This window comes from Klebsiella sp. F11 (assembly GCF_056712265.1).
Window position 1 is genome coordinate 40533 of sequence record NZ_JBWYFE010000003.1, and the last position, 26318, is coordinate 66850.

34 protein-coding genes and 3 pseudogenes are annotated in these 26318 nt (G+C 56.4%); 27 read left to right on the forward strand and 10 right to left on the reverse strand.

The features are described 5' to 3' along the window. Positions 1-16: 16 nt before the first annotated feature. Positions 17-637: a recombinase family protein gene (locus tag AC1M2H_RS29435; RefSeq protein WP_044348066.1), complete on the reverse strand. Its 621-nt coding sequence runs from the start codon at positions 635-637 to the stop codon at positions 17-19. 283 nt (positions 638-920) lie between these two features. After that, a protein-coding gene (locus tag AC1M2H_RS29440; RefSeq protein ID WP_480152132.1) for an IS3 family transposase occupies positions 921-2128 on the reverse strand; the annotation gives its coding sequence in 2 pieces (ribosomal slippage) (positions 921-1807 and positions 1807-2128; 1209 coding nt in all). 297 nt (positions 2129-2425) lie between these two features. Between AC1M2H_RS29440 and AC1M2H_RS29445 the strand changes: the two genes are divergently transcribed. Next, on the forward strand, positions 2426-2734 hold the full coding sequence (locus AC1M2H_RS29445) for a hypothetical protein (RefSeq protein ID WP_480152102.1): 309 nt from the start codon (positions 2426-2428) through the stop codon (positions 2732-2734). Between the two features lie 72 nt (positions 2735-2806). Here AC1M2H_RS29445 and AC1M2H_RS29450 read toward each other — a convergent pair whose 3' ends face one another. Further along, positions 2807-3835 (reverse strand): zinc-dependent alcohol dehydrogenase family protein, encoded by a 1029-nt coding sequence (locus AC1M2H_RS29450; RefSeq protein WP_480152103.1) that lies wholly within the window; start codon positions 3833-3835, stop codon positions 2807-2809. Between the two features lie 102 nt (positions 3836-3937). Here AC1M2H_RS29450 and AC1M2H_RS29455 point away from each other — a divergent pair, with 102 nt between their 5' ends. The 3 genes from AC1M2H_RS29455 (at position 3938) to AC1M2H_RS29465 (ending at position 6062) form a co-directional block, all read left to right on the forward strand. Beyond that, entirely contained in the window at positions 3938-4867 is a 930-nt protein-coding gene (locus AC1M2H_RS29455; RefSeq protein WP_480152104.1) for a LysR family transcriptional regulator, read from the forward strand. 224 nt (positions 4868-5091) lie between these two features. Then, positions 5092-5748: an AAA family ATPase gene (locus tag AC1M2H_RS29460; protein ID WP_480152105.1), complete on the forward strand. Its 657-nt coding sequence runs from the start codon at positions 5092-5094 to the stop codon at positions 5746-5748. A 44-nt stretch (positions 5749-5792) separates the two neighbouring features. Then, positions 5793-6062: a ribbon-helix-helix domain-containing protein gene (locus AC1M2H_RS29465; protein WP_480152106.1), complete on the forward strand. Its 270-nt coding sequence runs from the start codon at positions 5793-5795 to the stop codon at positions 6060-6062. A gap of 235 nt (positions 6063-6297) precedes the next feature. Here the strand turns inward: AC1M2H_RS29465 and AC1M2H_RS29470 are convergent, their stop codons facing one another. Genes AC1M2H_RS29470 through AC1M2H_RS29480 form a run of 3 tightly spaced genes read right to left on the reverse strand, consistent with a single transcriptional unit; the run spans position 6298 to position 8272 of the window. After that, positions 6298-7569, reverse strand: a complete 1272-nt coding sequence (locus AC1M2H_RS29470; protein WP_480152107.1) for a Y-family DNA polymerase — start codon at positions 7567-7569, stop codon at positions 6298-6300. Positions 7570-7580: 11 nt separating this feature from the next. After that, the gene (gene umuD, locus AC1M2H_RS29475) at positions 7581-8030 is read right to left on the reverse strand and encodes a translesion error-prone DNA polymerase V autoproteolytic subunit (RefSeq protein WP_480152108.1); all 450 of its coding nucleotides are present in this window, start codon (positions 8028-8030) and stop codon (positions 7581-7583) included. Then, the gene (locus AC1M2H_RS29480; RefSeq protein WP_480152109.1) at positions 8027-8272 is read right to left on the reverse strand and encodes a DinI-like family protein; all 246 of its coding nucleotides are present in this window, start codon (positions 8270-8272) and stop codon (positions 8027-8029) included. Before AC1M2H_RS29480 ends, umuD begins: the two co-directional genes overlap by 4 nt. A gap of 205 nt (positions 8273-8477) precedes the next feature. Here AC1M2H_RS29480 and AC1M2H_RS29485 point away from each other — a divergent pair, with 205 nt between their 5' ends. From AC1M2H_RS29485 to AC1M2H_RS29560, 16 genes and pseudogenes are all read left to right on the forward strand, one after another. Next, positions 8478-8708: a hypothetical protein gene (locus AC1M2H_RS29485; protein WP_480152133.1), complete on the forward strand. Its 231-nt coding sequence runs from the start codon at positions 8478-8480 to the stop codon at positions 8706-8708. A gap of 108 nt (positions 8709-8816) precedes the next feature. Then, a complete protein-coding gene (locus AC1M2H_RS29490) occupies positions 8817-9020 on the forward strand; it encodes a hypothetical protein (protein ID WP_480152110.1) in 204 nt (67 codons plus the stop codon). A gap of 48 nt (positions 9021-9068) precedes the next feature. Next, positions 9069-9331, forward strand: a pseudogene (locus AC1M2H_RS29495) (hypothetical protein). 71 nt (positions 9332-9402) lie between these two features. Continuing rightward, positions 9403-10104 carry a DNA methylase gene (locus AC1M2H_RS29500; protein ID WP_480152111.1) on the forward strand — a complete coding sequence of 234 codons (702 nt, stop codon included), beginning with the start codon at positions 9403-9405 and terminating at the stop codon, positions 10102-10104. After that, a complete protein-coding gene (locus tag AC1M2H_RS29505) occupies positions 10104-10325 on the forward strand; it encodes a hypothetical protein (RefSeq protein ID WP_480152112.1) in 222 nt (73 codons plus the stop codon). The genes AC1M2H_RS29500 and AC1M2H_RS29505 overlap by 1 nt, the downstream gene beginning before the upstream one ends. Positions 10326-10370: 45 nt before the next feature. Beyond that, positions 10371-10781, forward strand: a complete 411-nt coding sequence (locus tag AC1M2H_RS29510) for a DUF1380 family protein (RefSeq protein WP_480149783.1) — start codon at positions 10371-10373, stop codon at positions 10779-10781. A gap of 52 nt (positions 10782-10833) precedes the next feature. Then, a complete protein-coding gene (locus tag AC1M2H_RS29515; RefSeq protein WP_480149784.1) occupies positions 10834-11598 on the forward strand; it encodes a hypothetical protein in 765 nt (254 codons plus the stop codon). 437 nt (positions 11599-12035) lie between these two features. After that, positions 12036-12464, forward strand: a complete 429-nt coding sequence (locus AC1M2H_RS29520; RefSeq protein WP_480152134.1) for an antirestriction protein — start codon at positions 12036-12038, stop codon at positions 12462-12464. Positions 12465-12508: 44 nt separating this feature from the next. Continuing rightward, complete coding sequence (locus tag AC1M2H_RS29525) at positions 12509-13015, forward strand: antirestriction protein ArdA (RefSeq protein WP_480152113.1); 507 nt, start codon at positions 12509-12511, stop codon at positions 13013-13015. Between the two features lie 943 nt (positions 13016-13958). Further along, positions 13959-15959, forward strand: coding sequence for a ParB/RepB/Spo0J family partition protein (locus AC1M2H_RS29530; protein WP_480152114.1), 2001 nt, complete (start codon positions 13959-13961; stop codon positions 15957-15959). A gap of 45 nt (positions 15960-16004) precedes the next feature. After that, the gene (psiB, locus tag AC1M2H_RS29535) at positions 16005-16436 is read left to right on the forward strand and encodes a conjugation system SOS inhibitor PsiB (protein WP_480152115.1); all 432 of its coding nucleotides are present in this window, start codon (positions 16005-16007) and stop codon (positions 16434-16436) included. Next, positions 16433-17053, forward strand: a complete 621-nt coding sequence (locus AC1M2H_RS29540; protein WP_480152116.1) for a plasmid SOS inhibition protein A — start codon at positions 16433-16435, stop codon at positions 17051-17053. Before psiB ends, AC1M2H_RS29540 begins: the two co-directional genes overlap by 4 nt. A 248-nt stretch (positions 17054-17301) precedes the next feature. Continuing rightward, positions 17302-17415: pseudogene (locus tag AC1M2H_RS29545) on the forward strand (DUF5431 family protein); the annotation flags it as partial. After that, the gene (locus AC1M2H_RS29550) at positions 17360-17482 is read left to right on the forward strand and encodes a type I toxin-antitoxin system Hok family toxin (protein ID WP_480152135.1); all 123 of its coding nucleotides are present in this window, start codon (positions 17360-17362) and stop codon (positions 17480-17482) included. The pseudogene AC1M2H_RS29545 and the gene AC1M2H_RS29550, both read left to right, overlap by 56 nt. 887 nt (positions 17483-18369) lie before the next feature. Beyond that, on the forward strand, positions 18370-18717 hold the full coding sequence (locus AC1M2H_RS29555) for a hypothetical protein (protein WP_480152136.1): 348 nt from the start codon (positions 18370-18372) through the stop codon (positions 18715-18717). A 90-nt stretch (positions 18718-18807) separates the two neighbouring features. Further along, the gene (locus tag AC1M2H_RS29560) at positions 18808-19038 is read left to right on the forward strand and encodes a hypothetical protein (RefSeq protein WP_480152117.1); all 231 of its coding nucleotides are present in this window, start codon (positions 18808-18810) and stop codon (positions 19036-19038) included. A 115-nt stretch (positions 19039-19153) separates the two neighbouring features. On the opposite strand, the gene AC1M2H_RS29565 is transcribed toward AC1M2H_RS29560, so the two are convergent. Next, a complete protein-coding gene (locus AC1M2H_RS29565) occupies positions 19154-19372 on the reverse strand; it encodes a hypothetical protein (protein WP_480152118.1) in 219 nt (72 codons plus the stop codon). A gap of 18 nt (positions 19373-19390) precedes the next feature. Here AC1M2H_RS29565 and AC1M2H_RS29570 point away from each other — a divergent pair, with 18 nt between their 5' ends. Continuing rightward, positions 19391-19675, forward strand: coding sequence for a DUF4942 domain-containing protein (locus AC1M2H_RS29570; RefSeq protein ID WP_480152119.1), 285 nt, complete (start codon positions 19391-19393; stop codon positions 19673-19675). Between the two features lies 1 nt (position 19676). Here AC1M2H_RS29570 and AC1M2H_RS29575 read toward each other — a convergent pair. Then, positions 19677-20564, reverse strand: a pseudogene (locus tag AC1M2H_RS29575) (IS3 family transposase); the annotation flags it as partial. A gap of 207 nt (positions 20565-20771) precedes the next feature. Between AC1M2H_RS29575 and AC1M2H_RS29580 the strand changes: the two are divergent. After that, a protein-coding gene (locus AC1M2H_RS29580; RefSeq protein ID WP_480152120.1) for an IS5 family transposase occupies positions 20772-21616 on the forward strand; the annotation gives its coding sequence in 2 pieces (ribosomal slippage) (positions 20772-21117 and positions 21117-21616; 846 coding nt in all). Here the strand turns inward: AC1M2H_RS29580 and AC1M2H_RS29585 are convergent. Next, a complete protein-coding gene (locus tag AC1M2H_RS29585; RefSeq protein WP_480152121.1) occupies positions 21605-21733 on the reverse strand; it encodes a transposase in 129 nt (42 codons plus the stop codon). The two genes, AC1M2H_RS29580 and AC1M2H_RS29585, sit on opposite strands and share 12 nt — an antisense overlap. A gap of 63 nt (positions 21734-21796) precedes the next feature. Here AC1M2H_RS29585 and AC1M2H_RS29590 point away from each other — a divergent pair, with 63 nt between their 5' ends. Further along, positions 21797-22102 (forward strand): DUF4942 domain-containing protein, encoded by a 306-nt coding sequence (locus AC1M2H_RS29590; protein WP_480152122.1) that lies wholly within the window; start codon positions 21797-21799, stop codon positions 22100-22102. Here the strand turns inward: AC1M2H_RS29590 and AC1M2H_RS29595 are convergent. Beyond that, positions 22099-23306 (reverse strand): IS3 family transposase gene (locus AC1M2H_RS29595; RefSeq protein WP_480152137.1). Its coding sequence is split into 2 segments (ribosomal slippage): positions 22099-22985 and positions 22985-23306, totalling 1209 coding nucleotides; the frame shifts between segments, so codons are not numbered across the junction. The genes AC1M2H_RS29590 and AC1M2H_RS29595 overlap by 4 nt on opposite strands. A gap of 210 nt (positions 23307-23516) precedes the next feature. On the opposite strand from AC1M2H_RS29595, the gene AC1M2H_RS29600 reads away from it, so the two are divergent. The 4 genes from AC1M2H_RS29600 (at position 23517) to tnpC (ending at position 26314) form a co-directional block, all read left to right on the forward strand. Then, on the forward strand, positions 23517-23822 hold the full coding sequence (locus AC1M2H_RS29600; protein ID WP_480152123.1) for a hypothetical protein: 306 nt from the start codon (positions 23517-23519) through the stop codon (positions 23820-23822). A gap of 108 nt (positions 23823-23930) precedes the next feature. Then, positions 23931-24344 carry an IS66-like element accessory protein TnpA gene (gene tnpA, locus AC1M2H_RS29605; protein WP_480148419.1) on the forward strand — a complete coding sequence of 138 codons (414 nt, stop codon included), beginning with the start codon at positions 23931-23933 and terminating at the stop codon, positions 24342-24344. Beyond that, entirely contained in the window at positions 24341-24691 is a 351-nt protein-coding gene (gene tnpB / locus AC1M2H_RS29610; protein ID WP_191939720.1) for an IS66 family insertion sequence element accessory protein TnpB, read from the forward strand. The genes tnpA and tnpB overlap by 4 nt, the downstream gene beginning before the upstream one ends. Before the next feature lie 30 nt (positions 24692-24721). Then, positions 24722-26314, forward strand: coding sequence for an IS66 family transposase (gene tnpC, locus AC1M2H_RS29615; protein ID WP_480150929.1), 1593 nt, complete (start codon positions 24722-24724; stop codon positions 26312-26314). The last annotated feature ends 4 nt before the right edge of the window (positions 26315-26318 follow it).

Sequence of the window (26318 nt, forward strand, 5' to 3'; positions counted from 1 at the left end):
ACTTCCTTTGTAGACGTTATTTATCAGTGCTGGAGCAGACCCGAATCACAGTCATTTTAGAAACGCCAGCCAGGCGAGCTGTTTCTCGCAGCGATTTTCCATTGACCAGGCGCAGAGTGCGAATCAGTTCGTGTTTCTGCACATCGGCCACCCTGCCCCGGTATTTTCCTTCAGCTTTCGCCTTACTGATACCCTCTGACTGACGACGTCGACGGTCTTCGTAATCTTTTCGGGCAATAGCGGCCAGCATATCCAGCATCATGCCATTTACGGCCTTCAGCATGCTTCTGGTAAAGTCATCACTTACTGTGTTGGATAGCGCCAGATGACTGGTCGGTAGATCAAGACTGACGATGGCCAGCTGCTTGTCGGTAATTTGCTTTCTGAGTGTCTCCCAGCCTGCATCATCCAGGCGAGTAAGCCTGTCGACCTGTTCAATGAGGATCACATCACCAGGTTCCGCATCACCAAGAAGCCTGATCAGTTCAGGGCGGTTCATTGTCGTACCGGAGACATTATCTATATACCAGCCAGCAATACGGTGGCTATGTTGGTTTGCAAACGCCTTCAGTGCATTTTTTGCCCGGCTGGCATCCTGCTCTGAAGTGGATGCCCGGAGGTAACCAAAAACGAACATTTTGTGTCCTGATGGTAACATTTAAGTGGTACTACTCATCATGGTATCACTTAAGTAGTCACAATAAAATTACTCGGTATCTTTTGGGGTGGTATATATAAAGTATATTCCAATGTGACCGACTGACGCGCCTGCCGGGCTTGTCCAACCTCTCGCCTGCTCAAAAACGAGTTTGAACAGACTCACGGTTTTGTATCACGCGTATTAATCCTGATTTCTTTATTGCCTGGACTGCCTGTTTGCATTTGATCTTGACCCGCCATCTCCGGACAGCTTTTGTATCTTAAGTTAACGATGCCCGCTGCCGCCGGTACTCTCTCGGAGAGTGATATCCCAGCGCACTGTGCGGGTGATTTTCATTGTAGTGATTGAACGCCGCTGCAAGGTTCTGTAGCGCTGTTCCCACATCTGGTTTTGGCATGAACGCGATGTAATCTTCCTTCATCGTTTTCACGAACCGTTCGGCCATGCCGTTACTTTGTGGGCTGCTCACCGCTGTTGTACACGGCTTCAGATTCAGTTCTCGCGCGAACTTCTTCGTTTCATGCGCGGTGTACGCTGAACCGTTATCTGTCAGCCACTGCACTGGTTTACCCGGCAGCGTGCTACCGAAGCGCCTTTCCACTGACCTCAGCATCACATCCTGTACCGTTGAACTGTCGTAGCCTCCCGTGCTCGCTGCCCAGTCTATGGCCTCCCGGTCGCAACAGTCCAGTGCGAACGTCACCCGAAGCTTCTCGCCGTTGTCACAACCGAACTCGAAGCCGTCTGAACACCAGCGCATATCGCTTTCCGCTACCGCGATTTTGCCTTTATGCTCCCGCTTCGGACGCTCTGGTTTATCACGCAACAACAGCAGGTTATGCTCGCTCATTATCCTGTAAAGCCGTTTGGCGTTCACCGGTGGAAGTCCCTCTACACGGCGTTGCTTACGCAGGATACCCCACACCCGCCGGTAACCGTAGCTGGGCATGTCGCTGATGATGCCGAGGATCTCCGACAGTATCTCTGCATCAGCTTCGTCATTACGCTGGTTGCTGCGCCTGTCCTGCCAGTCGGCAGAGCGGCTCACCCGCAGTGATAACTGCGCACGCGACACGCTCATGGTGCGACTAACCAGAGCTATTCCCCGTCCTTTGGCAACAAGGGCGCGTGCGCTATCCATTTTCGCGACTGGCCGTACTCCACCGCTTCTTTGAGGATCTCAACTTCCATCGTCTTCTTACCCAGGAGACGCTGTAGTTCCCGGACCTGTTTGAGTGCAGTCGCCAGCTCCGAAGCCGGAACCACTTCCTCTCCGGCCGCAACGGCGGTGAGGCTACCTTCCTGATATTGCTTCTTCCATTTAAACAGCAGACTGGGCTGAATACCGTGCAGACGAGCAACGTGGGAGACATTCATACCCGGCTCCATTGTTTGCTGGATGATGGCAATTTTCTCTTGCGGAGTCTTACGCTTACGGGCTTCTTGCCCTAACAGGATCCCGGTCATCTCAAAATTAACATGGTTGTTAGACATATATTTAAGCCTATCTCTTATCTGGAGATACAGCTACTGTCCGGTGTTTCAGGGGGCTACATCACTGCCTGTTTGCATTTCTGCTGGACATCTCCAACAGAAAATGCAGGCCGGTCCCCGGCTGATTAGACCGGCAACTAAGTACCATAAACAGACACACCTTGCGTTTGCCAATCTGCAAATGTGGCTTTTTGAGAATCAACATCTCTTAAAAACAGTACTCTGTACCGGTTGTACCTTTCTGATTTAACTGACCGGAGAACACCAAAAATGAAACAGATAAGAATTTACACATTAAAGAACAGACAGGCCGCAGAGGTTTATTTTCAAAAACATTGGCCTCGACATGTCCTGAGCCTCCCGAAGTTTGGCGTGACAGTTGAAAATTTTTATCTTGGTGTGGATGAACACGAAAATCAGGTGATTGCAGTCGGGTCTTATCAGGAAGGTGCGGATATCGCCACTATTAACCAGCTGTATATGAACAGTAGCGAGTTCATGGACGATATGGAAGGATTCAATATGTCAGATATAGTCCTGGTGGAAGAAATAAACTGTATTGGCTCAGACTTGACCTGACACAGCTGTGGCACAGAGCTAAACTAATCTGACAGGCAGCTCTGTGCCGTGGCTGTGTAAAAAACCAAATGCTTAAGCGATTCGGATGACGATTTTCCCGAATGGGCCTCTCTCCAGGTGTGCGAAGGCTGCCCGCGCGTCAGAAAAATCGTATATTTTATCAATCACCGGTTTAATCTGATAGCGGTCTACAGCCTGACATAAATCTTCAAGAGCGCGTCGATGGCCCACGGTGATCCCCTGAATAACTGCCCTTTTCAGCATCAGAGGGACGGCAGGAAGCACCATCTCATTGCCTTCAAGGAAACCAATCTGAGCAATTCTGCCACCCGGCGCAAGGGCATTTGCAGACTGACGCAAATTATCCCCGCCGATAAGCTCCAGAATATGGTCAAAACCATGCCCCCCGGATAACTCAGTGGCCTGTAATGACCATTCCGGTGTCAGGCTGGTATTGATGATACCTGATGCTCCAAGCGCCTTTGCATGCTGTAGCTTTTCTTCACTTCGGGAGATAACGGTCACTTCCGCGCCCAGAGCCCGCGCCAGCTGGAGACCTGCCAGCGCCACACCGCCGGTTCCCTGCACCAGCACCCGCTGTCCCTTTCTGAGATTTCCTGTTTCCACGAGCGCGAACCAGGCCGTCAGGGCTGCAACCGGCAGAGTGGAAACCTGCTCATCACTCAGTGAATCAGGAGAGGTGACAGCTACATTTTCGTGGAGTATGACATATTCAGCCAGCATTCCGGGCAGCGGACCGCCCAGTGAGCGGCCATGACGAACCATGTCTTCCGGCGCATCGCCATCCAGCCACTGCGTCCAGAAACTTCCAGTGACCCGGTCTCCGTTACGAAAACGGGTCACGCCAGCTCCTGTTGCGACAATAAGACCCGCCATATCAGAGACGGGCGTGAAAGGCATTTTCGGCAGGTCAGGTAACAGTTTCCCCTCCAGCACCAGTTTATCCCGGTAGTTAAGGGAGACCGCAGAGACTTTAACCAGCAACTCGTTATGCCCTGGTTCTGGAAAAGGCACGTCTGCCAGATGGAGGTTTTCAGTGCCGAAAGACGACAACTGCCAGCGTTTCATCATGTGAGCCATAGTGATTTCTCCAGTAAGTTGGAAAAATTATCTTATTGACAACAATAGGGCGTGTATCGCGATATAAAGGAGTTATATTTCCTCCCATATGGAGACAATGTAATGGCGTTCATCCTTCATTCTCAGTTGCTCAGCATGGCTGCTTTTATTCACACTGTTGAGACTGGCAGCTTCACCGCTGCCGCAGTCCGGATGGGCGTATCAAAATCGGCTACCGGTAAACATGTCGCCCGCCTTGAACAACGGCTTGGTGTTAGATTGCTGAACCGTACCACCCGCAGCATCAGCCTGACCGAAGAGGGAGAACTGTATTACCGGAGTTGCCTAAGAGTCATGGATGAGCTTGATGAAACAGAATCTCTTCTGGCGTACCGCACAAAGGGGGTTTCAGGTACGTTACGCATCAGTCTTCCCGTCTCATATGGCCGGATTTGTGTCATGCCAGTCCTTGCCACGCTTTGTGCTGAGTATCCGGAGCTCAGACTGGATATCTCTTTCACCGATCGCCGTGTTGACCTTATTGAGGAAAACATCGATCTCGCCGTACGGCTTGGTGATACAGGTAACTCTGCCAGTCTTGCCGGGCGAAAAATCGGCATTCAGCGTTCTGTTATTTGCGCTTCTCCTACATACATTCATCGTCACGGCCTGCCTGACAGTGCAGAAGAACTGCTTTCACATACCTGCCTGGGCTTTTCAAGGGATGGCAGAGTTCTGCCCTGGAAAGTGCAGGATGAAAATGGCCGCATGGTCCTGCTTGAACCCACTGTCCGTCATATTGTCAGCCACGGAGAGGCATTGCGGGATGCAGCTGTCAGGGGGATAGGGATTGCCTTCCTGTCAACATGGCTGGCCGGAGAGGAAATTGCTAAAGGGGAATTGAGGATTATACCCATCACGACCCCCGAATATGATGTCCCGGTTACGGTGCTGTGGCCTGTTTCAAGAAACCTCTCGCCCAGGATTCGTGTGGTGGTGGATAAACTACACTCGGTCCTCAGCAGGGAACTGGTCGGGGATCATGCGCTGTAATTTGCACAGCCCAGAACTCTCATCTGAGATAGAGCCTTCCCCTCTCTCCCCACAGACAATGGTAAGTAGTGGTTGATTTGCTTTTTTAATGCTATTTTAATATTAAAAAATAATCATTTTGATGTTGTTATGATTGTTTTATGGGGTTTAACAATATACAATCGCTATCAGATTAAGAAATCCAGAATAATATCAAATTAATATTAAAATTGGGTGTTAATGAAATGATTTTAACGATCGTGAATACCAAAGGCGGTGTGGGCAAATCGACGCTGGCAGTCAACATTGCGATCGCCCGTGCGCATCAGGGTAAGAAGGTATGGCTGGTTGATGGTGACAAGCAGGGATCGTCACAGATGGCTATTCTGATCCGTTCTGAGGCAAACGTGCAGCCGGGCATCGCCTGCTCACATTACCCTGACGGCCCTGTTCTGAGAACGCAGGTTCTGCAGCAGAAAGACAACTACGATGACGTCATCATTGAGTGTGGCGGACGAGACTCGACAGCCATGAGGGCCGCGCTGACGCTCACGGATTATGCGCTGGTTCCGTTTGTGCCCGGCAGCTTTGAAGCTTGGGCGATGGAAGACGTCGTGAAAATGCTTCAGGAAGCGCGGAGCATTCGTGAACCCTTCCCGGCGTTTTCAATCCTCAACAGGGCGGACGTTAACCCGCGCAGCAAAGATAATCAGGAAATGATTGCGGCCATGTCAGAATATGCGGAAGAGATCCCTGTACTGGACCATCTTCTACATATGCGCAAAGCGTTTGCTAACGCAGCAGGCAGCGGACGGTCTGTAGTTGAGCTGAAACTAAAACAGCATGAGCGACCAGCTAAGGACGAGCTCGATAAGCTCATCTCTATAGTATTTAACTATTGATATGATATTATTATAATATTAATTGAATGTTCAGGCGATGTGATATGACGATTACTTCAAAACCTAAAGCCGCGACGTCCCCCTCACAGGGACAGGCACAGATTGAAAAGTTTATCAATGATGCCCCCGACGGAAATAAGCCGGAAAAGCGGGGTGTAAAAAAAGGCCAGCGCGAGCAGATCACGGTCACGTTTGACACCGCAATCATTGCTCAGCTGGATGATCTGGCGCTGCATGAAGGGTTGTCCCGCGCAGCCCTTATCCGGATGGCGGTGCGCCAGCTGTTGAATAAAGGTGCTCAGATTGGTGGGTAACGTCGGTGCATTGAATTAATATTAAAATAGTATTGTAATGGTGTTTTTTTTGCATTGTTTTAATACTGTTTGAATATTAGTTTAAAATTATTTCTGATGCTACTCATGGACTGCATGCCTGCACCAGCCGTGCATTGATAACGCAACAATCTGTACGCTGATAATCCTGCGTCCCGACACCTAGTGTTCCTCTATAAGCATGGCGGGAGTTTACTGACATGAGGGTCAAGTGCGATCAGAAGCGGGCTACCGGTAGCTCATTCCAGCGGGTTGTGTACACCGGTGATAGCATTTCTCTTTTCATCTGCCAGTCAGGAGCGATACCTCGTCCCGCAAACCACACTTTCCCCAGCCCTGAGTGGTTAATACCGTCGAGAACCTTCATCAGCTGGCTACTGTTGCTTCTGGGCTGAATATCATCGAACAGGTTAAGCTGCGAAACCCCGGTAGGCGTGAAATCATTGAGCATGCAACCCGCTTTTGCATAACGGTGGCCATCCACCCAAATCCGGTCCAGTGCCCTGACGGCTGCGGCAATAATGTCCCGGGTGTCCTGCGTGGGGGTCTGCCGCTTCTCGCTGGCCAGATTTCCATAATACGGTTCGCTCACAGCGAACGGTGACGTTTTTACAAACACGGCGATATGCCTGCAGAACTGCCGCTCACCGCGCAGCTTTTCAGCCGCCCGCTCCGCGTACTGGCAGACCGCCTGGCGCATCGCGTCATATTCCGTGATGCGTTCACCAAAACTCCGGCTGCAGACAATCTGCTGTTTCGGGGGAGGGGCTTCTTCCAGCGAAATACAGGCCTCTCCGTTCAGCTCCCGGACCGTTCTCTCCTGCACCACGTTAAAGTTTTTTCTGATGAAGGCCGGATCCGCGCGCGCCAGCTGCAGCGCTGTGGTGATGCCCATCGTGTTCAGTTTCTTCCCGATGCGGCGTCCGACGCCCCAGATTTCCTCCACCGGCTGCAGCGAGAGCAGTTTCTCCGTCCTGCGGCGATTTCCTGCCGTTAATGCCAGTACGCCGCCAAATTGCGGCCATTCTTTTGACGCCCACTGGGCGGATTTTGCCAGTGTTTTCGTGGGGCCCATCCCGACGCCGATGGTCAGTGCGGTATGGCGGAGAACATGCTCACGCAGCTGACGACCGAAATCCTCAAAGGCGATGCAGTTGTCGATGCCGGCGATGTCGAGGAACATCTCATCAATACTGTACTGCTCCACGCGCGGTGACAGGTCCTCAAGACAGCGCATCACGCGTTCTGACATACTGTGATAAAGCGAATAATTGCTGGAGAACACCGCCACGTTGTGCTTTTCCGCCAGCGCCTTCACCTTAAACCAGGGGGCGCCCATCGGGATTTTCAGCATTTTTGACTCCCTGCTGCGTGCGATGACGCAGCCGTCATTGTTGCTGAGCACTACCACCGGCCTGTCGCGCAGGTCCGGGCGAAACACTTTCTCGCAGCTGGCATAGAAGCTGTTCACATCAGCCAGGGCAAACATACCTGCACTCCTTACAGGCGGGCCCGGGTACGGTGAATGAAGTGCATCACCACCCCGAACAGGGTGAGTTCTTCCGGCCAGAGCGTCGGATAAGCGGGATTCATCGGCTCCAGGGCGGGGCGGGGGTGCAGGCGCAGCCGCTTCACGGTAAATCCGCCGTCCACCTCCGCAATCACCACGTCGCCGTCCACGGCGGTTTCCGCCCGGTCCACCACCAGAATGTCGCCGTCATACAGACCGAGGTCTTTCATGCTTTCCCCGCTGGCGCGTAAAAAGTAGGTCGCGGCAGGGTGACGTATGCACAGGCTGTTTAAATCGAGCTCCTGCTCAATATAATCCCCGGCAGGGCTCGGGAAACCCGCCGCACAGGCATCCGCAAACAGGGGCATCTGCAGGGAAGAGGGGGCGGCCGGAAGCGTGAACACCGCCTCCGGGTCAAACAGGGGCTCCCTGCGACTCATTCCGGCAGCCATGTGTCGTCCTGCCAGATGGCTTCGAGCATGTTCATGATGTCTGACTTTTCCTGGTCGCTGCGTGCGCCGCTGACATCCAGCGCAGTCTGCGAGCTTTTCCCGATATTCAGCCAAAGTTGAGGGTAGCGTGGTGTCAGGCGGCGCTCAATTTCCTGCTGCAGTGCGGCAAAGGTACCGCTGCGCATGGCTTTCACCTGCTCCGGAGAAAAACGAACGGAAATCTGTAACATGATGCACCTCATTACTGTATGGATGTACAGCTATTATTTTTCCGTTCGGCAGAATTTGCAAGCCTCTTTATGCAGGTCTGTGCTGATCCCCTGCTGTCATGGCGAAAAGAGCGAGTGGCGGAAAAGCGGGTGTCAGGACTGCGCAGGCGCAGGTATCCTGTCATATACAGATATCCGATGTGTTTTTTTCCCCGAGGAGCGCTTTATGTCACCCGGCTTCAGAAATGTTCTCCGGTTTGCCGGCGTTCCCGTCGACAGCCGTGAACCGGTACGCAGAAAATTCGGCAGCCGGCTGATACTGACCGTGACCCTCTGCCTGCTCCCGCTTCTGGTGTTCGACGTCCCGCAGTGGGTTTTTGTTCTGTCGCAGGTTATCTGGGGCGCAGGCGTGTATATCGGCCTGTCTGTGGCCGGGGATACATCCCGGCACCGCTGATTATTCCCTTCCGGCTGTTCAAAAAAGGAACAGTCGTTGTGACGCCTGTCTTTCCGTGGCTCTCCGCAGCCTGCCTTCAGGTTATCCACAGGGTTAAACAGATGCATTGTGGACAGATGTGCCGGTGACGGGCACAGGTGGTTGTATCCGGACGGCGACGTCTGGTTTAACAGCATCATTCCGCTCGATGACCTGGAGACCCGTATCCTGCACGGTCTGAAGTTCCTCGACACCTGGCGTGTCTTCGGTAAGCCGGAGGCGCCAGTCGTCAGCGACGAGTGGGGCGATGACTGGCGGGATATCACCCGCTGACCTTTTCCTGACCGGGCGTTCTGCCCGGTTTTTTTACCCCGGCAAAGGTTGTCGCCTCATCCCGGCTCCGCTTTTATCCGCGACGGCGTCGCGGGGAATGAGACTGCCGCACGCTGCCAGTGTCTCGCGTCCGGTCTGGTACGGGACGGGCGGCTTTTCCGCTCCGGCCCGGCGTCGTTGACAGTTTACGCCAGTCCCTCGCCATTCTAAGGAACGCCCTTCAAGCCGCTTTTGCGGCATATTCTCGCCGTCGAACAGACTGACGGCTGCGATATTCCACAGTCGGCCTGACCCGTGACCGGACGCGATGAACAGGCAGCGTGCGGCAGGGAACGGTATCGCGGTGATGCCTCCTGCCCCCTCTGACTACAGGAGTGCTGCCATGTCCAGATTCATTCTCGGGGACTGTACTGACGTGATGCGCGGATTTCCCGACCGTGCCGTTGACCTTATTGTGACCGATCCGCCTTACCTCGTCGGCTTTAAGGATCGTTCAGGCCGCCAGATTGCCGGCGACGTCACCGATGAATGGCTGGAGCCTGCCACCCTTGAGATGTACCGCGTGCTGAAAAAAGACGCGCTGATGGTCAGCTTCTACGGCTGGAACCGCGTTGACCGCTTTATGGCGGCGTGGAAAGCGGCGGGGTTCTACGCGGTGGGGCAGATTGTGTTCACCAAAACCTATGCCTCCAACCGCCGCAGCGCGAAGGGGCGTCGCGGGTTTGTGGATTACCGCCATGAAGGGGCCTACGTGCTCGCCAAAGGCCGCCCGGTGCCGCCTGAAAAACCGCTGCCGGACGTGCTGCCTTTCCCGTACACGGGTAATCCGCTGCATCCGACCCAGAAGCCGGTGGAAGCGCTACAGCCGCTGATTGAGTCATTCAGTGCCCCGGGGGCGATTGTCCTCGACCCGTTTGCCGGCAGCGGCTCGACCTGCGTCGCCGCATACCGCGCCGGACGCCGCTATATCGGCATCGAAATGCTGGAGCAGTACCACCGGAAAGGGGCCGAACGGCTGGCCGCGATGCGCCGCGCCGTCAACACCCCGGCGGCGAACGAAGAGTGGATGCCGGAGGCCGCCTGATGAACTACGACGGACACGAAGCCCTTCGCCGCGAGGTGGCGGCACTGGTCAACAGCATGTGCGACCTGCGTACCACCCTCAAAGTGCTGGAAGACCGTTATCACTGGCGGCATGAAGGACTGACTGAACGGCTGGCCGGGCAGAGCCTGCGACGCATCAACACCCTGCTGAATGAGGCTTACAACGAAGCCCTGATGCTCGATGAAAGTTTTCAGGACTGAACCCCGGGCGGCGAGGCCGCCCCACTGAATCACGGAGAAAACACCATGCTGTACGGCACCCGTAAAGAACTCAACAAGAAACTGAAACGCATGTTCGGCGACGAAGAACGTTACGCCCTGCTGGTCTGGACGAAAGAGGACGTGATGGCCCAGGTGGAGAACATGACGGAAGACGAAGCCCACATTGTGCTCGAACTCATCGGACAGGCAGGCACCGGCGACCATGCCGAAGAAGGCGTGTCATTTTGCACCGTTCAGGCGCTGTATGCGGGCATTCAGGAGAGCACCCGCCGCGTCACTGTCCCTGCCGGTATGCTGGCGAAACTGACCTGTATCGCCGGGCAGGCGCTCAGCGAGGAGGATGCGCGGGTCTGGCCGCTGGTCTGCCAGCAGTATCCAACCGTCGCCGACGCGCTGGCAGATATCAACTGGCTCAGGCAGCAACTGGCCGCTTAACGCACCCGCCCCGCCAGCGCTGCGGGGCCATCAACCGGATCAGGAACAAAACATGAGAAATGAAACCCTTAACGCGCTCATCCTGCGCCACGGCGACCGCCTGCTACGTCAGGCTGGCTGGCCCGATCCCATTGATATGACACCGGTTGCACCGGACACCGTTCCCGGCTGGCTGGCCGCCTGCGGCTCGCTTGATGCCGCGCAAATCCTGGCGCTGACGACGCACCTTTGCCAGCCTCTCACGTATGGCCGGGCGGAGTTGTTAACCGCCAGCGCCCGGCGACTGGCGGGAACCCCCGCGCGTCTGCATCTCTTTCCGGCGAAGGCATATCTGCACCCCGAACGGCTGGCTGACTGTCAGGTTATCCGGCTGCCCTACGCGCAGGAGTGGCTGACGGCGGCGGAATGTGACGACCTGCTGGCCTTTCTGAAAGCCTCAGCAGACCAGATAGCGGAAATCGTGCGCCGGGATGCGCAACGCCTTGCCGCTGCCCTGCAACCGTCCTCCGCCCCGCGCCTGATGGAGAGGCGTATCGGTGACTGGCGGCTGCTGGCCGACGAGTACGATCATGACAACGGGCTGGACGAAAGCGAGACCGACAGGCTGGATCAGGTTCTCGACGCCATCCTGCTGCGCGATGCGCGTTTCTGCCCGGTCCTGCTCACGCTGGTTAACGAGCGGGAGGAAAACATAGAGGGCGCAGACGTTATCACTGACATGCTCCGTTTTCCGGGCGATCCGGCCCGCCGCTGGCTTGATCGCTGCGTATTACGGTACGTGGTGAGCGAGGCCCGCGCCGTCAGAACTCAGGCGTGACACGCCGGAACAGTGGGGGAGGGGAGACCCTCCCTTGTCTGCCTGCCATCGCCGGAGGTCCGGTGCGATAAGGATGTCACCGTGCCGGCTCCGCGTCCACCCGGCCCGGGTTCCGGGCCTTACGGGTGAAAAACCTCCTCTGTTATCGCCGTGTCGTGTGCGGGCTGTGCCGTGCCTTCACTTTAGCCCGGCCGCTGCAGATGCAAGGGTTCGCTGACGCCGCCATCCTCGCCCGGTCGCAGTTTTTTTATGATGCTCGCCGTTCTTCCCGTCGTTTTCTCGCTCAGGTTTCGCTCGAAAACCGTCCAGACCGGCTTCGCGCTTTATCTGCGCTGCGGCCTCCGGTGTCGCCCCTGCATCTTCCGCTTTCCGCCGGGCTGTCGTGTCGGCACGGCACCGCCCGGTGTCGCAGTCCCTGTGATTACGGAGGTTTTACCATGCAGTATGTGAACACACGCCCTGTCCTGAATGTTGAAGAGTCCGACCGCCTGTCCTTCCTGCCGTACCTGTTCGGCAATGATTTCATGCTCGCAGAGTTACAGGTTTATGCGCTGGCGAGAAAGCTGATCCCGGATTATGAAGGCGGTTTCTGGCATTTCATCCGCTTACCGGAGGGCGGCGGCTACATGATGCCCGACTGCGGACGGGTGCAAATGGTCAATGGCGAAAACTGGTTTGATCGCACCGTGAGCGCGGAAGCGGCCGGGATCATCCTGACTTCCCTGGCCATCAGTCGCCGCTGCTGGATACACCATGACTGCGGCCACGCCGCGCTGACCCGGCTGTATATGCTGCGTGATGCCCAGCTGTGGGATCATATCGTATTTCATCCTGAATCTGCCGCCATTCGTGCCGCTCTTGACTGATTAACGACCGGGGCGGCAGCGCCGCCCCGCAGGGAGAAGAAACAATGAACTCATCAATCACCGTTCCTGCTGTCTGGGTGGGTACGTATCACCGGTACAACTGCGGCAGCCTTTATGGCAAATGGTTTGATTTAACGGATTTCGACGAAGAAGACGCATTTTATAAAGCCTGCCGGGCGCTGCACGCGGGGGAGTATGACCCCGAACTGATGTTTCAGGACATTGAGGGTATCCCGTCACAGTTTGCCTCTGAATCGTCGATAGACCGGGCATATATTGAGGCGTTCCGGCAGGCGCAGGACGAAGGACGCGCCGCCGCGTTTGTGGCCTGGGCGGCGTATACCGGCGAATGTGATTATGACGCCTTTGATGAGGCGTACTGCGGCGAAGCCGAAAGCGAGGCAGATTTTGCTTATGGCTTTGTGGAGGATAACGGCCTGTTAAGCGAGGTGCCCGAATCATTGCGCGTCTATTTCGATTATGAGGCGTTTGCGCGGGATTTATTCAGCAGTGATTATGTTTTCCATGACGGGTATGTTTTCCGTCTCTGAATACCACACGGCGGGGAAACCCGCCGGTGAAAACCACACAACGTACTGAAACACTCCCCCATGAGCCGTGCCGGTGATGGCGAGGAATACCCCTTGTTTTTCCGTCACCTTTACCCCGCCTGACAGCCCGCCGAAAACCTGCCTGCGGCGCGGTGGCGTGGCTGCGCTGACGCGCCGCCACTGCCACTCTGTCAGGTGTGCCGTGTACCGGCTTCCTGGCTGAAAGGTCTTCTGGTCTGATGCTTTCTCCTGCTGTTTTTTGTCTTCCGTAGTCCCTTTCTCACGACCCGAGCCCGGTGCCTCCTTCGGCTCCTGACCCGCTGGCGCGGCTCAGTCGTCAGCCACACTTCGCCGGGCGGCTGCTCCGCACCCGCCAGGCTACGCCGAACCCGCAGACGGTTTCGGGCTGGCGCTTGTGTCTGAAGGCTGACGTCAACGGCAGGCCTGCAGTATCCGTGAACGGATACGCCGCCCTTTTACGCGCCGTGACCTGCGCTTTATGCCCCCCGGCAAACTGACGCCGGGGCGTAAGGGGCAACGCCGTTTCGCGTGCCGCGCCCCGACGTTGCGGCGGGTCCCCGCTCATGTCCGCTTCCGCTGCCGTATCACCCGTTTCAGTCCCTGTCGCCGGGGCTGAGACAGGCACAGTCGCTGGCGGCAGTCCAGGGTAAATGGCACGCGGTAAACCGCGCCCCGGACAGCCGCCATCGCCCGCGCGGGTTTACGCCCCTGCGGCGAAGGTTCTCAAACGGGTGAAGGCATGACCTCCGGGAACAAAACAGCAGGTTCCCGCAAAACGTCAACACCGCGGCTCCCGAAACTCAACGGGTGACGGGGTTTAAAGGCAACACAACGGAGAAAGGCGAAAACAGAGCAGTAAGAGGTGCCGGACAGTTGGGCCTGTCCGGCAGACAATCATCAATAACCAGAAGGAGTATCAATTATGTCAGTGACCGAGTCTAAAGCAAAATCTCCGGTTAAAACCAACAAAAGAACTGTAGAAAATTCCGAATCCGCTGCCCTGAAGGCGGCACTTGAGGCCGCACAGATTGAGATGGTGCCGCTGTCGGCGCTGGTCAAATCCCCGCTGAACGTCCGCCTCATTCCGTACCCGGCAGAGAGCGTCCGGGAAATGGCCGATTCCATCATGACGGTCGGCCTGATCCAGAATCTGGTGGTTCACTCGCTGCCGGACGGTCTGTCTGGCGTCGCGGCAGGTGGGCGTCGTCTTGCGGCCCTGCAACTGTTGCTCAGTGAACAGCGCATCGGTGCCGGGTATACGGTTATCGTCAAACGCGTCAGCGACGAACTGGCGGTGGTGGCCTCAATGGTGGAGAACAACCAGCGGGTGGCGATGCATCCGGCGGAGCAAATCAGCGGGTTCCGCACGTTGTCGGAGCAGGGGAATACTCCGGGGCAGACGGGTGACCTGCTGGGATACAGCGCCCGTCACGTTCAGCGGATGCTGAAGCTGGCAAATCTCGCTCCGGAACTGATGGCCCTGCTGGCAGAGAACAAACTCGATGTGGAGCAGTGTCAGGCCCTGAGTCTGGAGAACGACCCGGCGCGTCAGGTTCAGGTTTATGCGCAGGTGAAGGCCGCATACGGCAGCGCTCCGGCACATTTGCTGAAGCGGGCCATCACGGACACAGAAATTGCTGTGACCCACTCCCGGTTTGTGTTTATCGGGCGGGAAGCGTATGAGGCCGCAGGGGGTGTGGTGCGTGAGGACTTGTTCAGCGCCCATGAGGGGGACGGGACGGCGGACGGGGCGCTGGTAGACCGTCTGGTTATGGAGAAACTGGCGTCCGCCGCACTGGCAACCGAACGGCAGGAAGGGTGGTCGTGGTCACTGGCGCGGGAACTCCCCCTGCGGAACTACGGCGAAGACCGGGACAATTACCGCCTGCTTCCGGTGCCTGAACCACAGTACACCCCGGATGAACAACAGCGCCTCGACGGGTTGTACGCCACACTCGAAACAACGGAAACCTGCGAGGATGAAGACGCCATTCAGATGCTGATTGACGAAACAGAAAGTCAGGCGGTTCATCGTGAATGGACTGCCGAACAGAAAGCAGACAGTGGCGTCGTGGCCTGTCTCTTTAACGGTGAAATCTGCATTGTGCGCGGGGTACAGAAGAAGGTGCCGGAGTCGGCTGCTGACGGACAGGAAAGTACAGGTGCTCCGGCTTCCCTGCATGGGGTTGCCCGCAGCACGCCGGATGCGGCAGAAGGTATCAGCGTGCCGTTGCTGAAAAAAATGTCCTCCGAAAGAACACTGGCGGTACAGGCGGAACTGGTCAGGCAGCCACAGAAAGCCGTGGCCCTGATGGTCTGGCGGCTGTGCAGTTGTGTGTTCAGTAACGCGACCCTCACCCGGCACCCGTTTGCGATGGGCCTCGAAGTCCACCACAGCGGCCTGACCCGTGAGGCCCCGACCGGACAGGAGGGGCTGGCGTGGCAGTCACTGATGCAGGAGAAAACCCGTCTGGAAGCCCTGCTGCCGGAAGGCTGGAAGAAAGATTTTACCCTCTTCTTTGCCCTCGACGGACAGACCCTGATGTCACTGATGGCCTTCTGTACCGCCTGTTCCGTGGATGGCGTCCAGACCCGCGAATACGGACACACCCGCCGCAGCGACCTTGAGGGTGTGGAGAAGGCGGTCGGATTTCATCTGCGCGACTGGTGGCAGCCGACAGCGGATAACTTCCTCGGCCTGCTCAGTAAAAACCAGATTGTGGCGGCGTTACAGGAAGCCGGACAGGACGCCGCCGCCGCAGACGCCGCGAAACTGAAAAAGGGGGAAGCGGCGTCCCTTGCAGAGCGCAGCCTCTCCGGCACCCGCTGGGTGCCGGGCTGGATACAGTCACCGGATGCCGCAAAACCGGAGACGACACAAACCGCCCCGGAGACGGACGAACCGACCTCACACGCTGCCTGATAACGGAGACGCCGCCCTGCGGGGCGGCGAGACAAGGAGACGAAGATGCGCAATGTTATTACACCCGATGTCCTGACAACCATGACCCCCCGTGAATACGAAGACTGGCGCGAAGCGGGGGAAGATTTGTGCCGCGAACTGACCCATGCTGTCATGCGCGATTTGACCTGCCCTGATGGCTGGGATATGAACGGGGAATACCGCAGTGAATTCGGAGGCTTTTTTCCGGTACAGGTTCGCTTCACGCCGTCTCACGGCAACTTCCATCTCGCCGTATGCAGTCCCGGCGATATCTCGTCCTCATGGAGGGTGGTGTTTATCCCTGCCAGCGGTCGTCCGTTTTCTGTCATTAATACCCTGTCTGGCTGGTCGCCGGAGGTGATTTCACACACGCTCAGTCTGACCGCGCGTCTCGATGCGGATGGCTACAGTCAGGCCAGCATTATCGGCGTTCTGGCAATGGAGGGCGCACGGTGACCCCTTCATTGTCTTCTCCGGTTACTCTGACGTCTGCCCGGCAGGCAGTCCTGTCCGTGAAAGAGACCGGCAGTCGTGGGGGGCGGCTGCCGGCGATGTCGCCGGTATGTACATTTCTGCGCGTTCTGCTGCACGGGCTGACAGAAACGGTCGTGGCGCGATGTGTCCCCCGCTTTCGGAGAACGCCGGATACCGCCCTGCGCCCTCTCGGACAGACCGGGAAACCGCCGGATATCCGCCATGATGATATCATTTCGCGGGCGTTGCGGCAGGAAGTGACGTGCGGGTCGTGCCATCAACGCCGCCATATCCGCGACGCACGCAGGATGGCCCGCCGGGACAGGGTATCTGCCCGTGAAAAGCGCAGGGAGAAAAGGGCGATTCAGCATCACTGGCTGCGGCGACAGAATCTGCTGCAACAGGCGGTGGCGGAACTGCATTGTCAGTCGCCGGAAACCGTTAACGGCTGGTACCGGCGCTGGGCTGGCGAGTTTGATGCGCCGGAGCTGCTGCCCGCATTCAGGCGATGGCAGTTGCGGTGTTCCCCGCCTGACAAACGGGCGCGGATGTCTCGAAACAACGTCCCTCCGTATGACATTACGGACGACCTTCGCTGAGGGCCGGTCGGCTGAAAAATCCTGCGCGGCTTTGCCCGTAACACCCGGAAATGCAGAAGGATCCTGGTCAGAAGGTACGCGGATACGGTATAATGGCGATGGCGCTTGAGGCTTTTTGCCTCATGACGTGAAGGTGGTTTGTTGCCGTGTTGTGAGGCAGAAAGCAGAAAGCCCCGAAGTTAATTTTCATTAACCACGAGGCCCACTGTATGTCTAGACAACACCAGTATGGCCTCTTACCGTGCGTAATGCAAGGAGGAGTAAACCATGAAACTGCCACGCAGCACCCTGCTCTGGTGTGTACTGATAGTGTGTTTAACACTGTTAATATTCACGTATCTGACCCGGAAATCGCTGTGCGAAATCCGGTACCGGGACGGAGTCAGGGAGGTGGCGGCTCTGATGGCTTACGAATCCAGCGGTAAGTAGCAACCTGGAGGCGGGGGAAACCTCGCCTTATCAGGGCTGTATGAGTCTGACATGCCTGAAGCGCCTTTATGAAGGGGTTGCCGGTTCGCCGGTAGCCCCTTTTTCCTGCCGGGCCACTGTGCCCGCGAACGGACGGAACAGGCCGTTCCCTCCGGGAACGGGGCTGAGAAAAACAGGCTGCGCTGACGCGCGGCCTCTCTCTGTCCGCCCGCCCGTTTTACTCTGCTTCCCCGGTATCGGTATCCTGCTGTTTATCTCTTCCGGTATTTATCCTTTATGGTGAATTCACTGACTGTCGCCCCGGGCGTCGTCCCTCACGTGACACGGCCGTCGTGAACAGAGCCAGCAGGCTGTCTCTGCCCTTCGGGCGTCCGTCCTGACGCAAATTCAAATTCCCGCTTGCTGCATCCTTGTCAGGATGCGCCGCTTTCACCCTGCCGGCGAAAAGCTGCCGGCACTCTGAGGACGCCACGCCGTTCCGCCGTGTCGGGTGTGTTCATTCTCATCCTGTCCCCTGGTGAGTCATCTCTCGTCCGTTCCCCGGCGAAGGGCTGGTCGTAGCACCGCCGCGTCGTCATTCAAGGGGTGAAATGAACTCCGCCAAAAACTTTTTGCCAGAGGCCGCAAAAACTTTTTGTCTCCGCCCCTTGCTCTCCTCCTTGCGACGTTGCTCCTTTGCCCTTTGCCGCCAGGGAACTCACCGAGAGATGGATTAACCACCAGACCAGAGGAAAAGCAGAATGAACACACAAAACGTCAACGTCAAAACCGCCACCAAAGAATCTACCGAAAGATGGGGTGAAAACCGTCTGGCCCGCGCGATTAGCGAGCAGAAGAGCCTGCGGGCATGTGGAAAAGAAGAGCGGGCACCCACAAGGGAGAAGCACATGCACTTACACCTGAACGAATTATCAGTCCATCCGGGAATGCAGGCTACAGCTGAAGCAGAGCGCGAATACTGGCTGAGTCGCGAGAAAGCCGCGGTGAAAGCCCCCACCGAAACCGACGTTCACGCCTTTCACGACGCGCTGGGGCTGATGTACCCGCTCAACTGGTCAACCAGCGAAAACGGCGAATGGGAAACTTTCATGATGGCAGAAATGACCTGCGGGAGCGTGACCGAAATTTACGCCCGTAACGGTGCGCGTTATTACCGGCTGCGGGATGTGTGCCACCTGAGCCATGCGCAGATTAAAACGCGCATTAAGGAGGAATTTAACCTGTTCAGGAAATGAAAAAAGCAGGCTTAAGCCTGCTTAATCCACCCCGGATTTATCGCACGAACGATATCTCCGGATACGTTAACAATATGATGGAGAGACCATATGTCGGTTTCAATTCTCACACCTTCTGAATCATCTGTAAACCCCCGGCGGCATCCGCGCGTGGTGCATCCGGATATTCCCGCCCCCTCGCTCGACCCGGCACTGCGGGCGTTCGGGCGGCACATTGCGAAATGTCACCGCAAACAACGCCGGGTGCATATCCCGGCCATGACCGGCGGTGAGCTGGGGCAGGTGCTCCGCTCGCTGGAACTGAAACGCGCGTTTAACTGACAGGTGAGCCGCCCCGTTGTGGGGCGGCAATACAGAAGGAGAAAATCATGCAGAACAGCACCACACTTTGCGCCGACCTGAACACCGCAGGCACAACCGGTGACACATCATCCCCTCAGTGGCGGTTGACCACATCATTGCACAGCGTACCGCCGGAATAACGGCTTTTATGGCCGGACTGGCGCAGATTCAGGAGGCGCAGCGCCTGTTCGCCGGGGCTGCGGGCAGGGACGGGTTCATGGGGCTGGCGGATATCGTCAGTGCCGGTCTCGCAGGTCGCAGTGAGCGGGACGCAGAGCAAATCCGGCGACAGGTAGCCCGCTGTGCTGACCATGACATCTGGAACAGGCTGATGAACGATACCGGTATGTTTACGCTGATGAGCGCCGCGCAGCGTAAAAAATGGGATGCGGAACTGTACAGCGACGCCTGCCCGGAAGTCACCCCTGACAATGTGCTGGCGACATTCCGGCACCTCAGTATGACAAAAGGGGACACGTTCGAACAGGGTATCATCGATGTGTTCCGTGCCCTGTCATGGGATTACAGAACGAATAATCCCTGCTGTCTGGGGAAGAAAATCATTCTGGAAGGCGTGCTGGATGTTTTCGGCGGTGACCGGTGTTCTGGTCAATAAATCAGGACACTTTTTTCTCAGTCATTCGCTCATAGTGCACGGGCGACAGCTCACCACTGGCTGCATGGTTTCGCTCAAGGTTGTAGTAGCGCATATACGCTGCCACATCCTGTTTCATGCCCGCCCGCGTTGGCTGTGGCACAAGCAGCAGCCATTCATGTTTCAGACTTCCCCAGAAGCGCTCCATCACCGCATTATCCCAGCAGGCGCCGACGTCTCCCATGCTGCTCCTCAGGCCGTAACTGCTTAACTGCCGCTGGAAGCAATGGCCGGTATACTGTGACCCCCTGTCTGTATGGACCACCAGACCTCGGGGCGGATTGCGCAGGTTATATGCCTGCATCAGCGCCCGGCAGACCAGTGACGAGGTCATTCGCTTATCCACGTGCCAGCCCACTATCCGCCGGGAGTACAGGTCCATTATCGCCGCCAGATACAGCCAGCCTTCGCCGGTCTTAAGATACGTGATGTCGCTCACCCACACCTGATTCGGCCCCGGAGGGGTAAAGTTCTGGTTCAGCAGGTTCGGGGCTACTTCTGCTCCTGCCCGGGGCTTTGTCGTCACTTTATAAGCCCGGCGCTGGCGGCATTCCAGACCTTCCTCCTGCATGAGCCTTATCACCCGCCAGCGGGTGACTGTTATGCCTTCTTCACGAAGCTTTTTGACCAGCGTCCGGCTTCCCGCCCCCTGTCTGCTGGCGGTGAACAGCGCTTTTAGCCTGACCCGGAGTCCCGCATCGTCTTCCGGCGGCTCAGCGGACTTTTTCCGCCATGCATACCATGCAGAGACCGTCACCCGCATGACCCGGCAGAGCAGGCGAACGCTGAAATCAGCGGCATTGTCGAGGATAAACCGGTACCTCACGACATATGCTTCGCAAAGAAGGCACTCGCCTTTTTTAGTATCTCTTTCTCAAGGCGTAACTCTCTGTTTTCTTTTCGTAACTGTTTTAGCTCGGCCCGCTCATCATCGCTGAGCACCCTGTTATGCTGCTCCCGGGCCAGCGTGACCCAGGTATGCAGGGTTTTAGAGCTAGGCTGTGTCCCTTAATCCCATGAGTTATACTAACCGGCTGTTTCCTCATCATTTTTAACTATGGCTCGTTACGACCTTCCCGATGAAGCATGGGCTATCATCCAGCCCTTATTACCTGCTCAACCAGCAACACCTCAGGCCGGTCGCCCATGGGCTGAACATCGTATGATTATCAATGGCATGTTCTGGGTGTTGTGCTCCGGTGCCCCATGGCGAGACTTACCTGAGAAATACGGCCCATGGAAAACCGTTTATAACCGTTTTAACCGATGGTCAAAATCCGGAATTATTAACATTATTTTCAATAAGTTACTTTCATTACTCGATGCCCATGGCCTTGTGGACTGGTCCGCGACTGCGTTGGATGGCAGCAATATCAGGGCGCTCAGGTGTGCCGCCGGCGCGCAAAAAAACATCCCGATATCGCCGGAGATAACGGTCTGGGTCGCTCTCGCGGTGGTTTTGGCACCAAAATCCATCTGGCGACAGACGCAAGCGGTCTCCCGTTAAACATCGTGTTGAGTCCCGGTCAGGCTCATGAAAGTCAGTTTGCACTACGTCTTCTGGACGGTATTGGTGTTCAGCGCCAGAACGGCAGCATGAAGCGTCGTGGTCATGCGGTGCTGGCTGACAAGGCTTACTCCGGGCATGTATTACGTAACAAGCTGAAAAAGAGAGGTATAAAAACGGTCATCCCCCGAAAATCCAATGAAAAAATGGCGGCGGATGGTCGTTCAAAGCTCGATCGTGATGCCTACCGCAATCGGAACGTTGTTGAGCGGTGCTTTGGCCGTCTGAAAGAATACCGTCGCATTGCCACGCGTTACGACAAAACGGCAAGGAATTATCTGTCAATGGTAAAACTGGGCTGCATCCGCCTGTTTTACCAGAGGTTATGCAATTAAGGGACACAGCCTAATCCCCAGCGAGGCAGCCGCTCTGGCCACCGTGTAGTCCTGCTCCGTCACCAGAGCAACCGCTTCCTTTTTAAACTCAGGGGTAAATCTTCGTTTCTGGTTCACTAAACACCTCCGTTTTGGATGTAAGTTTAGTGTCCTGATTATTCGACCACATCACGGCGCTGTGTGCTCGTCCGGCGTCATGCGCAGGACAGGCTCAGTGACCTTGCGCGTCCGTTCTGGCTGCTGGCCGGTGAAACTGTGCCGGATTTTCGGGTGTCAGAAGGCGCGAGGTTCAGTGAGTTTATCGCCGCCGGGGTATCGAATGTGGGCAGAGTGTTTACCTGCGAATGGTTCACGATAAAGGCTTTTCTGAAAGGCACTGCACACATCACCTTCACCCGCCCTGACCTGGTGGACAGGGTGAATGAGATTGTGGCGCGTCACTATCTGATCTTGACCCGCCATCACCAGACAGCTTTTGTATCTTAAGTTAACGATGCCCGCAGACGCCGGTATTCCCTCGGGGAATGGTATCTCAGCGCGCTGTGCGGATGGTTTTCATTGTAATGGTTGAACGCCGCAGCAAGGTTCTGCAGCGCCGTTCGCACATTCGGTTTTGGCATGAACGCGATGTAGTCTTCCTTCATCGTTTTTACGAACCGTTCGGCCATGCCGTTACTTTGTGGGCTGCTCACTGCTGTTGTGCAGGCTTCCAGATTCAGCTCTGTGGCGAACTTGCGCGTGTCATGCGCAGTATACGCCGAACCGTTGTCCGTCAGCCACTGTACCGGCTTGTCCGGGAGCGTTGCTCCGAAGCGCTTCTCCACGGCTCCCAGCATCACATCCTGCACGGTTTCGCTGTCATAGCCGCCGGTGCTCGCTGCCCAGTCTATGGCCTCTCTGTCGCAGCAGTCCAGCGCGAACGTCACACGCAGCTTTTCGCCGTCGTCACACCCGAACTCGAAGCCGTCTGAGCACCAGCGCTGGTTGCTCTCTGCTACCGCGATTTTACCGTTATGTTCGCGCTGAGGCCGTTGTGGTTTGTCATGCAGCAACAACAGATTATGCTCGCTCATCACACGGTAAACCCGTTTGGCATTCACCGGGGGAAGTCCTTCATCGCGAAGCTGTCTGCGCATTATCCCCCACACCCGACGATAGCCATAACTGGGCATATCGCTGATGATACCAAGGATGCGCGACAGGACCTCTGCATCCGCTTCCTCGTCTCGCCGGAGGGTGCGACCGTCCTGCCAGTCAGCAGAACGGTGAACCCGCAGTGATAACTGCGCACGCGACACACCCATAATGCTGCTGACCTGGGCTATTCCTTGTCCTTTGGCAACAAGGGCGCATGCGCTATCCATTTTCGGGCCTGGACGTACTCCACTGCTTCTTTCAGGATCTCAACTTCCATCGTCTTCTTACCCAGAAGGCGCTGAAGCTCACGGATCTGCTTATTTGCGGCAGACAGCTCTGATGCCGGAACCACTTCTTCTCCGGCGGCTACCGCTGTCAGGCTACCTTCCAGATACTGCTTCTTCCACTTAAAGAGCTGGCTGGGTTGAATTCCATGCAAACGAGCAACATGGGAGACGGTCATTCCCGGCTCCATGGTTTGCCGGATAAGGGCGATCTTCTCCTGAGGAGTCTTACGTTTACGGAGCTCTTGTCCTAACAGTATTCCTGTCATCTCAAAATTAGAACCAGTATTAGACATATGTTTAAGCCTATCTCTTATTTTAAGATACATCTACTGTCTGGTGTTTCTCGGGGCCGCCCCAGTGGCGCGTCACTATCCGGGAGCACTGCCGCCTGCGGTCTGAAGAAACAGGCAGGTGCAGCATGCACGGAAGGCCGTCGCGGAAGGTTAGCGGCGGCGTATCACGACAGGAGATAAAACATGCGGGCAGGAAACGGATTCAGGGCAGTGGACGACGGCGCACCGGTGCGTCATGACAGCGTGCGGGCGGAAGTGGTTGTCACCGGGTGCGAGACGAGACAGGGGCGGGGAGTGCATTTTTGCGGCGATGACCTGCTGAGCGGGCTTAACAGTAATCTGTGGTTTCCGTTAGCCGCAGGAGAAGACTGGTTTACCGGGGTGGAGCGGATAATGGTCATGAACGGGGTGGCCGAAAATGTGGTCAGTATGAAACCGCTGAATGATGGTCTGGCGTACCGGGACTGGAAAGTGTTGTATACCCAATAAACTTCAAGATGCATGATGTCATCGTAAGCGTAAACCCAGTGCCGTATGTAGCCATTAAACCAGTACTGGTAACTTAGACGCCCACTTGTTACAGACGGACATCTAAGTATGGAATCCCAATACTGGCGAAAAGAACCCCGCAAGAATTATTCGAATGACTTCAAGCTCCGTATGGTTGAACTGGCTTCCCGTCCCGGCGCCTGCGTTGCTCAGATTGCCCGTGAAAACGGCGTTAATGATAACGTCATCTTCAAATGGCTGCGGCTCTGGCAGAATGAAGGCCGCATATCGCGCCGCCTTCCGGCTACCGTAGTGACTTCATCACTACCAACGATACTACCTGTTGAGGTTGTACCTGATCCGACTCCATCTGGCAGGATGAACACTGAGCCAGCTCAGTTCTCAGCGCTGAACGCCTCCTCCTGTTGCGTCGAGTTCCGCCACGGCAAAATGACGCTTGAGAACCCGTCACCGGAGTTGCTGGCCGTGCTGCTCCGCGAGCTGACCGGGAGAAGCCAATGATATCCCTCCCGTCAGGCACCCGTATCTGGCTGGTTGCTGGCGTCACGGATATGCGTAAATCGTTCAATGGACTGGGCGAGCTGGTACAGCATGCACTTGATGAAAATCCGTTCTCCGGGCACCTGTTTATCTTCCGTGGCCGCAAAGGTGACACCGTGAAGATCCTCTGGGCTGATGCTGACGGTCTGTGCCTGTTTACCAAACGGCTGGAGGAAGGCCAGTTCATCTGGCCTGCTGTACGCGAGGGTAAAATCGCCATCACCCGCTCACAACTCGCCATGCTCCTCGATAAGCTGGACTGGCGTCAGCCAAAAACAGCCCGACTTAACTCACTGACAATGTTGTAAAAAGAGCATGACCGCATTATAAATGAGGTCATGAGTCAGGACTATATCGCCCGTATCGCCGCGCTGGAAGACGCGCTTCGCCAGAAAGACAGTCGGCTCAGCCTCGTTGCAGAGACTGAGTCGTTCCTGCGTTCTGCGCTGGCCCGCGCAGAAGAGAAAATAGAGAACGAAGAGCGCGAAATAGAGCATCTGCGGGCACAGATAGAAAAACTACGGCGGATGCTGTTCGGTACCCGCTCCGAAAAACTTCGCCGACAGGTTGAAGACGCCGAAGCCCTGCTGAAACAGCAGGAGCAGCAAAGCGATCGTTACAACGGCCGGGATAACGATCAGCAGGTTCCGCGTCAGCTTCGACAGTCGCGCCATCGCCGTCCTCTGCCTGACCATCTTCCACGCGAAATAAACAGGCTGGAGCCCGCCGAAACCTGCTGTCCGGACTGCGGCAGCGATATGGCATACCTCAGAGAAGTCAGCGCAGAGCAACTGGAGCTGGTCTCCAGCGCTCTGAAAGTGATCCGCACGGTCAGGGTGAAAAAGGCCTGCACCCGATGCGACTGCATCGTTGAAGCGCCTGCGCCATCACGCCCTATCGATCGGGGTATCGCCGGTCCGGGTCTGCTGGCCCGGGTGTTAACGGCCAAATACTGTGAACACCTGCCGCTATATCGCCAGTGCGAAATCTTTGCCCGTCAGGGCGTGGATCTGAGCCGGGCTCTGCTCTCCAACTGGGTGGATGCCTGTTGCCGGTTGATGGTCCCGCTGGATGAGGCTCTTTACCGCTACGTGATGGACTGCCGCAAACTGCATACGGATGACACTCCGGTGCCGGTACTGGCACCGGGCAGAAAGAAGACGAAAACCGGGCGCATCTGGACGTACGTTCGCAATGACCGGAACGCGGGGTCGTCAGACCCGCCCGCAGCGTGGTTCGCCTTCTCGCCGGATCGGCAGGGGAAACATCCTCAACAACATCTTCGCCATTACCATGGCGTTCTGCAGGCCGATGCCTTCGCTGGTTACGACAGGTTGTTCAGTGCAGAGCGTGACGGCGGCCCGCTAACAGAAGCAGCCTGCTGGGCTCACGCGCGCCGAAAAATCCACGACGTCTATTTAAGTACTCAGACGGTCACAGCAGAGGAAGCCCTGAAACGTATCGGTGAACTGTACGCGGTAGAAGAGGAAATACGCGGCCTCCCGGCAACTGAGCGGCTGGCAGCCAGGCAGTCCCGGAGTAAGCCGCTGCTGGCATCCCTGCATGTGTGGTTGGAGGAGAAAAGCGCAACGCTGTCGAAAAAATCCCGGCTGGGGGAGGCGTTCGCATATGCCCTGAACCAGTGGGATGCGCTGTGCTACTACTGCGATGATGGCCTGGCAGAGCCTGATAACAACGTGGCAGAACGCGCGCTGCGAGCTGTCTGCCTTGGCAAGAAAAATTATATCTTCTTCGGGAGCGATCACGGTGGTGAGCGTGGAGCCCTGCTGTACGGTCTGATCGGTACGTGCAGGCTGAATGGCATCGACCCGGAGGCTTACCTACGCCATATCCTGAGCGTTCTGCCGGAGTGGCCCAGCAACAAAGTGGCTGAACTTCTGCCCTGGAACGTGGATCTCACCAATAAATAGCCGT

Bases quoted from the DNA above. Each gene is read 5' to 3' on its own strand.
- AC1M2H_RS29510 (WP_480149783.1), top strand. From the start codon at position 10,371: ATGCTGTACGGCACCCGTAAAGAACTCAACAAGAAACTGAAACGCATG.
- AC1M2H_RS29445 (WP_480152102.1), top strand. From the start codon at position 2,426: ATGAAACAGATAAGAATTTACACATTAAAGAACAGACAGGCCGCAGAG.
- tnpB (WP_191939720.1), top strand. From the start codon at position 24,341: ATGATATCCCTCCCGTCAGGCACCCGTATCTGGCTGGTTGCTGGCGTC.
- psiB (WP_480152115.1), top strand. From the start codon at position 16,005: ATGCGCAATGTTATTACACCCGATGTCCTGACAACCATGACCCCCCGT.
- AC1M2H_RS29485 (WP_480152133.1), top strand. From the start codon at position 8,478: ATGTCACCCGGCTTCAGAAATGTTCTCCGGTTTGCCGGCGTTCCCGTC.
- AC1M2H_RS29565 (WP_480152118.1), bottom strand. From the start codon at position 19,372: ATGGTCAGCACAGCGGGCTACCTGTCGCCGGATTTGCTCTGCGTCCCG.
- AC1M2H_RS29570 (WP_480152119.1), top strand. From the start codon at position 19,391: ATGAACGATACCGGTATGTTTACGCTGATGAGCGCCGCGCAGCGTAAA.
- AC1M2H_RS29515 (WP_480149784.1), top strand. From the start codon at position 10,834: ATGAGAAATGAAACCCTTAACGCGCTCATCCTGCGCCACGGCGACCGC.
- umuD (WP_480152108.1), bottom strand. From the start codon at position 8,030: ATGAGTCGCAGGGAGCCCCTGTTTGACCCGGAGGCGGTGTTCACGCTT.
- AC1M2H_RS29480 (WP_480152109.1), bottom strand. From the start codon at position 8,272: ATGTTACAGATTTCCGTTCGTTTTTCTCCGGAGCAGGTGAAAGCCATG.
- AC1M2H_RS29530 (WP_480152114.1), top strand. From the start codon at position 13,959: ATGTCAGTGACCGAGTCTAAAGCAAAATCTCCGGTTAAAACCAACAAA.
- AC1M2H_RS29465 (WP_480152106.1), top strand. From the start codon at position 5,793: ATGACGATTACTTCAAAACCTAAAGCCGCGACGTCCCCCTCACAGGGA.
- tnpA (WP_480148419.1), top strand. From the start codon at position 23,931: ATGGAATCCCAATACTGGCGAAAAGAACCCCGCAAGAATTATTCGAAT.
- AC1M2H_RS29520 (WP_480152134.1), top strand. From the start codon at position 12,036: ATGCAGTATGTGAACACACGCCCTGTCCTGAATGTTGAAGAGTCCGAC.
- AC1M2H_RS29435 (WP_044348066.1), bottom strand. From the start codon at position 637: ATGTTCGTTTTTGGTTACCTCCGGGCATCCACTTCAGAGCAGGATGCC.
- tnpC (WP_480150929.1), top strand. From the start codon at position 24,722: ATGAGTCAGGACTATATCGCCCGTATCGCCGCGCTGGAAGACGCGCTT.
- AC1M2H_RS29600 (WP_480152123.1), top strand. From the start codon at position 23,517: ATGCGGGCAGGAAACGGATTCAGGGCAGTGGACGACGGCGCACCGGTG.
- AC1M2H_RS29560 (WP_480152117.1), top strand. From the start codon at position 18,808: ATGTCGGTTTCAATTCTCACACCTTCTGAATCATCTGTAAACCCCCGG.
- AC1M2H_RS29450 (WP_480152103.1), bottom strand. From the start codon at position 3,835: ATGGCTCACATGATGAAACGCTGGCAGTTGTCGTCTTTCGGCACTGAA.
- AC1M2H_RS29555 (WP_480152136.1), top strand. From the start codon at position 18,370: ATGCACTTACACCTGAACGAATTATCAGTCCATCCGGGAATGCAGGCT.
- AC1M2H_RS29505 (WP_480152112.1), top strand. From the start codon at position 10,104: ATGAACTACGACGGACACGAAGCCCTTCGCCGCGAGGTGGCGGCACTG.
- AC1M2H_RS29460 (WP_480152105.1), top strand. From the start codon at position 5,092: ATGATTTTAACGATCGTGAATACCAAAGGCGGTGTGGGCAAATCGACG.
- AC1M2H_RS29500 (WP_480152111.1), top strand. From the start codon at position 9,403: ATGTCCAGATTCATTCTCGGGGACTGTACTGACGTGATGCGCGGATTT.
- AC1M2H_RS29455 (WP_480152104.1), top strand. From the start codon at position 3,938: ATGGCGTTCATCCTTCATTCTCAGTTGCTCAGCATGGCTGCTTTTATT.
- AC1M2H_RS29525 (WP_480152113.1), top strand. From the start codon at position 12,509: ATGAACTCATCAATCACCGTTCCTGCTGTCTGGGTGGGTACGTATCAC.
- AC1M2H_RS29470 (WP_480152107.1), bottom strand. From the start codon at position 7,569: ATGTTTGCCCTGGCTGATGTGAACAGCTTCTATGCCAGCTGCGAGAAA.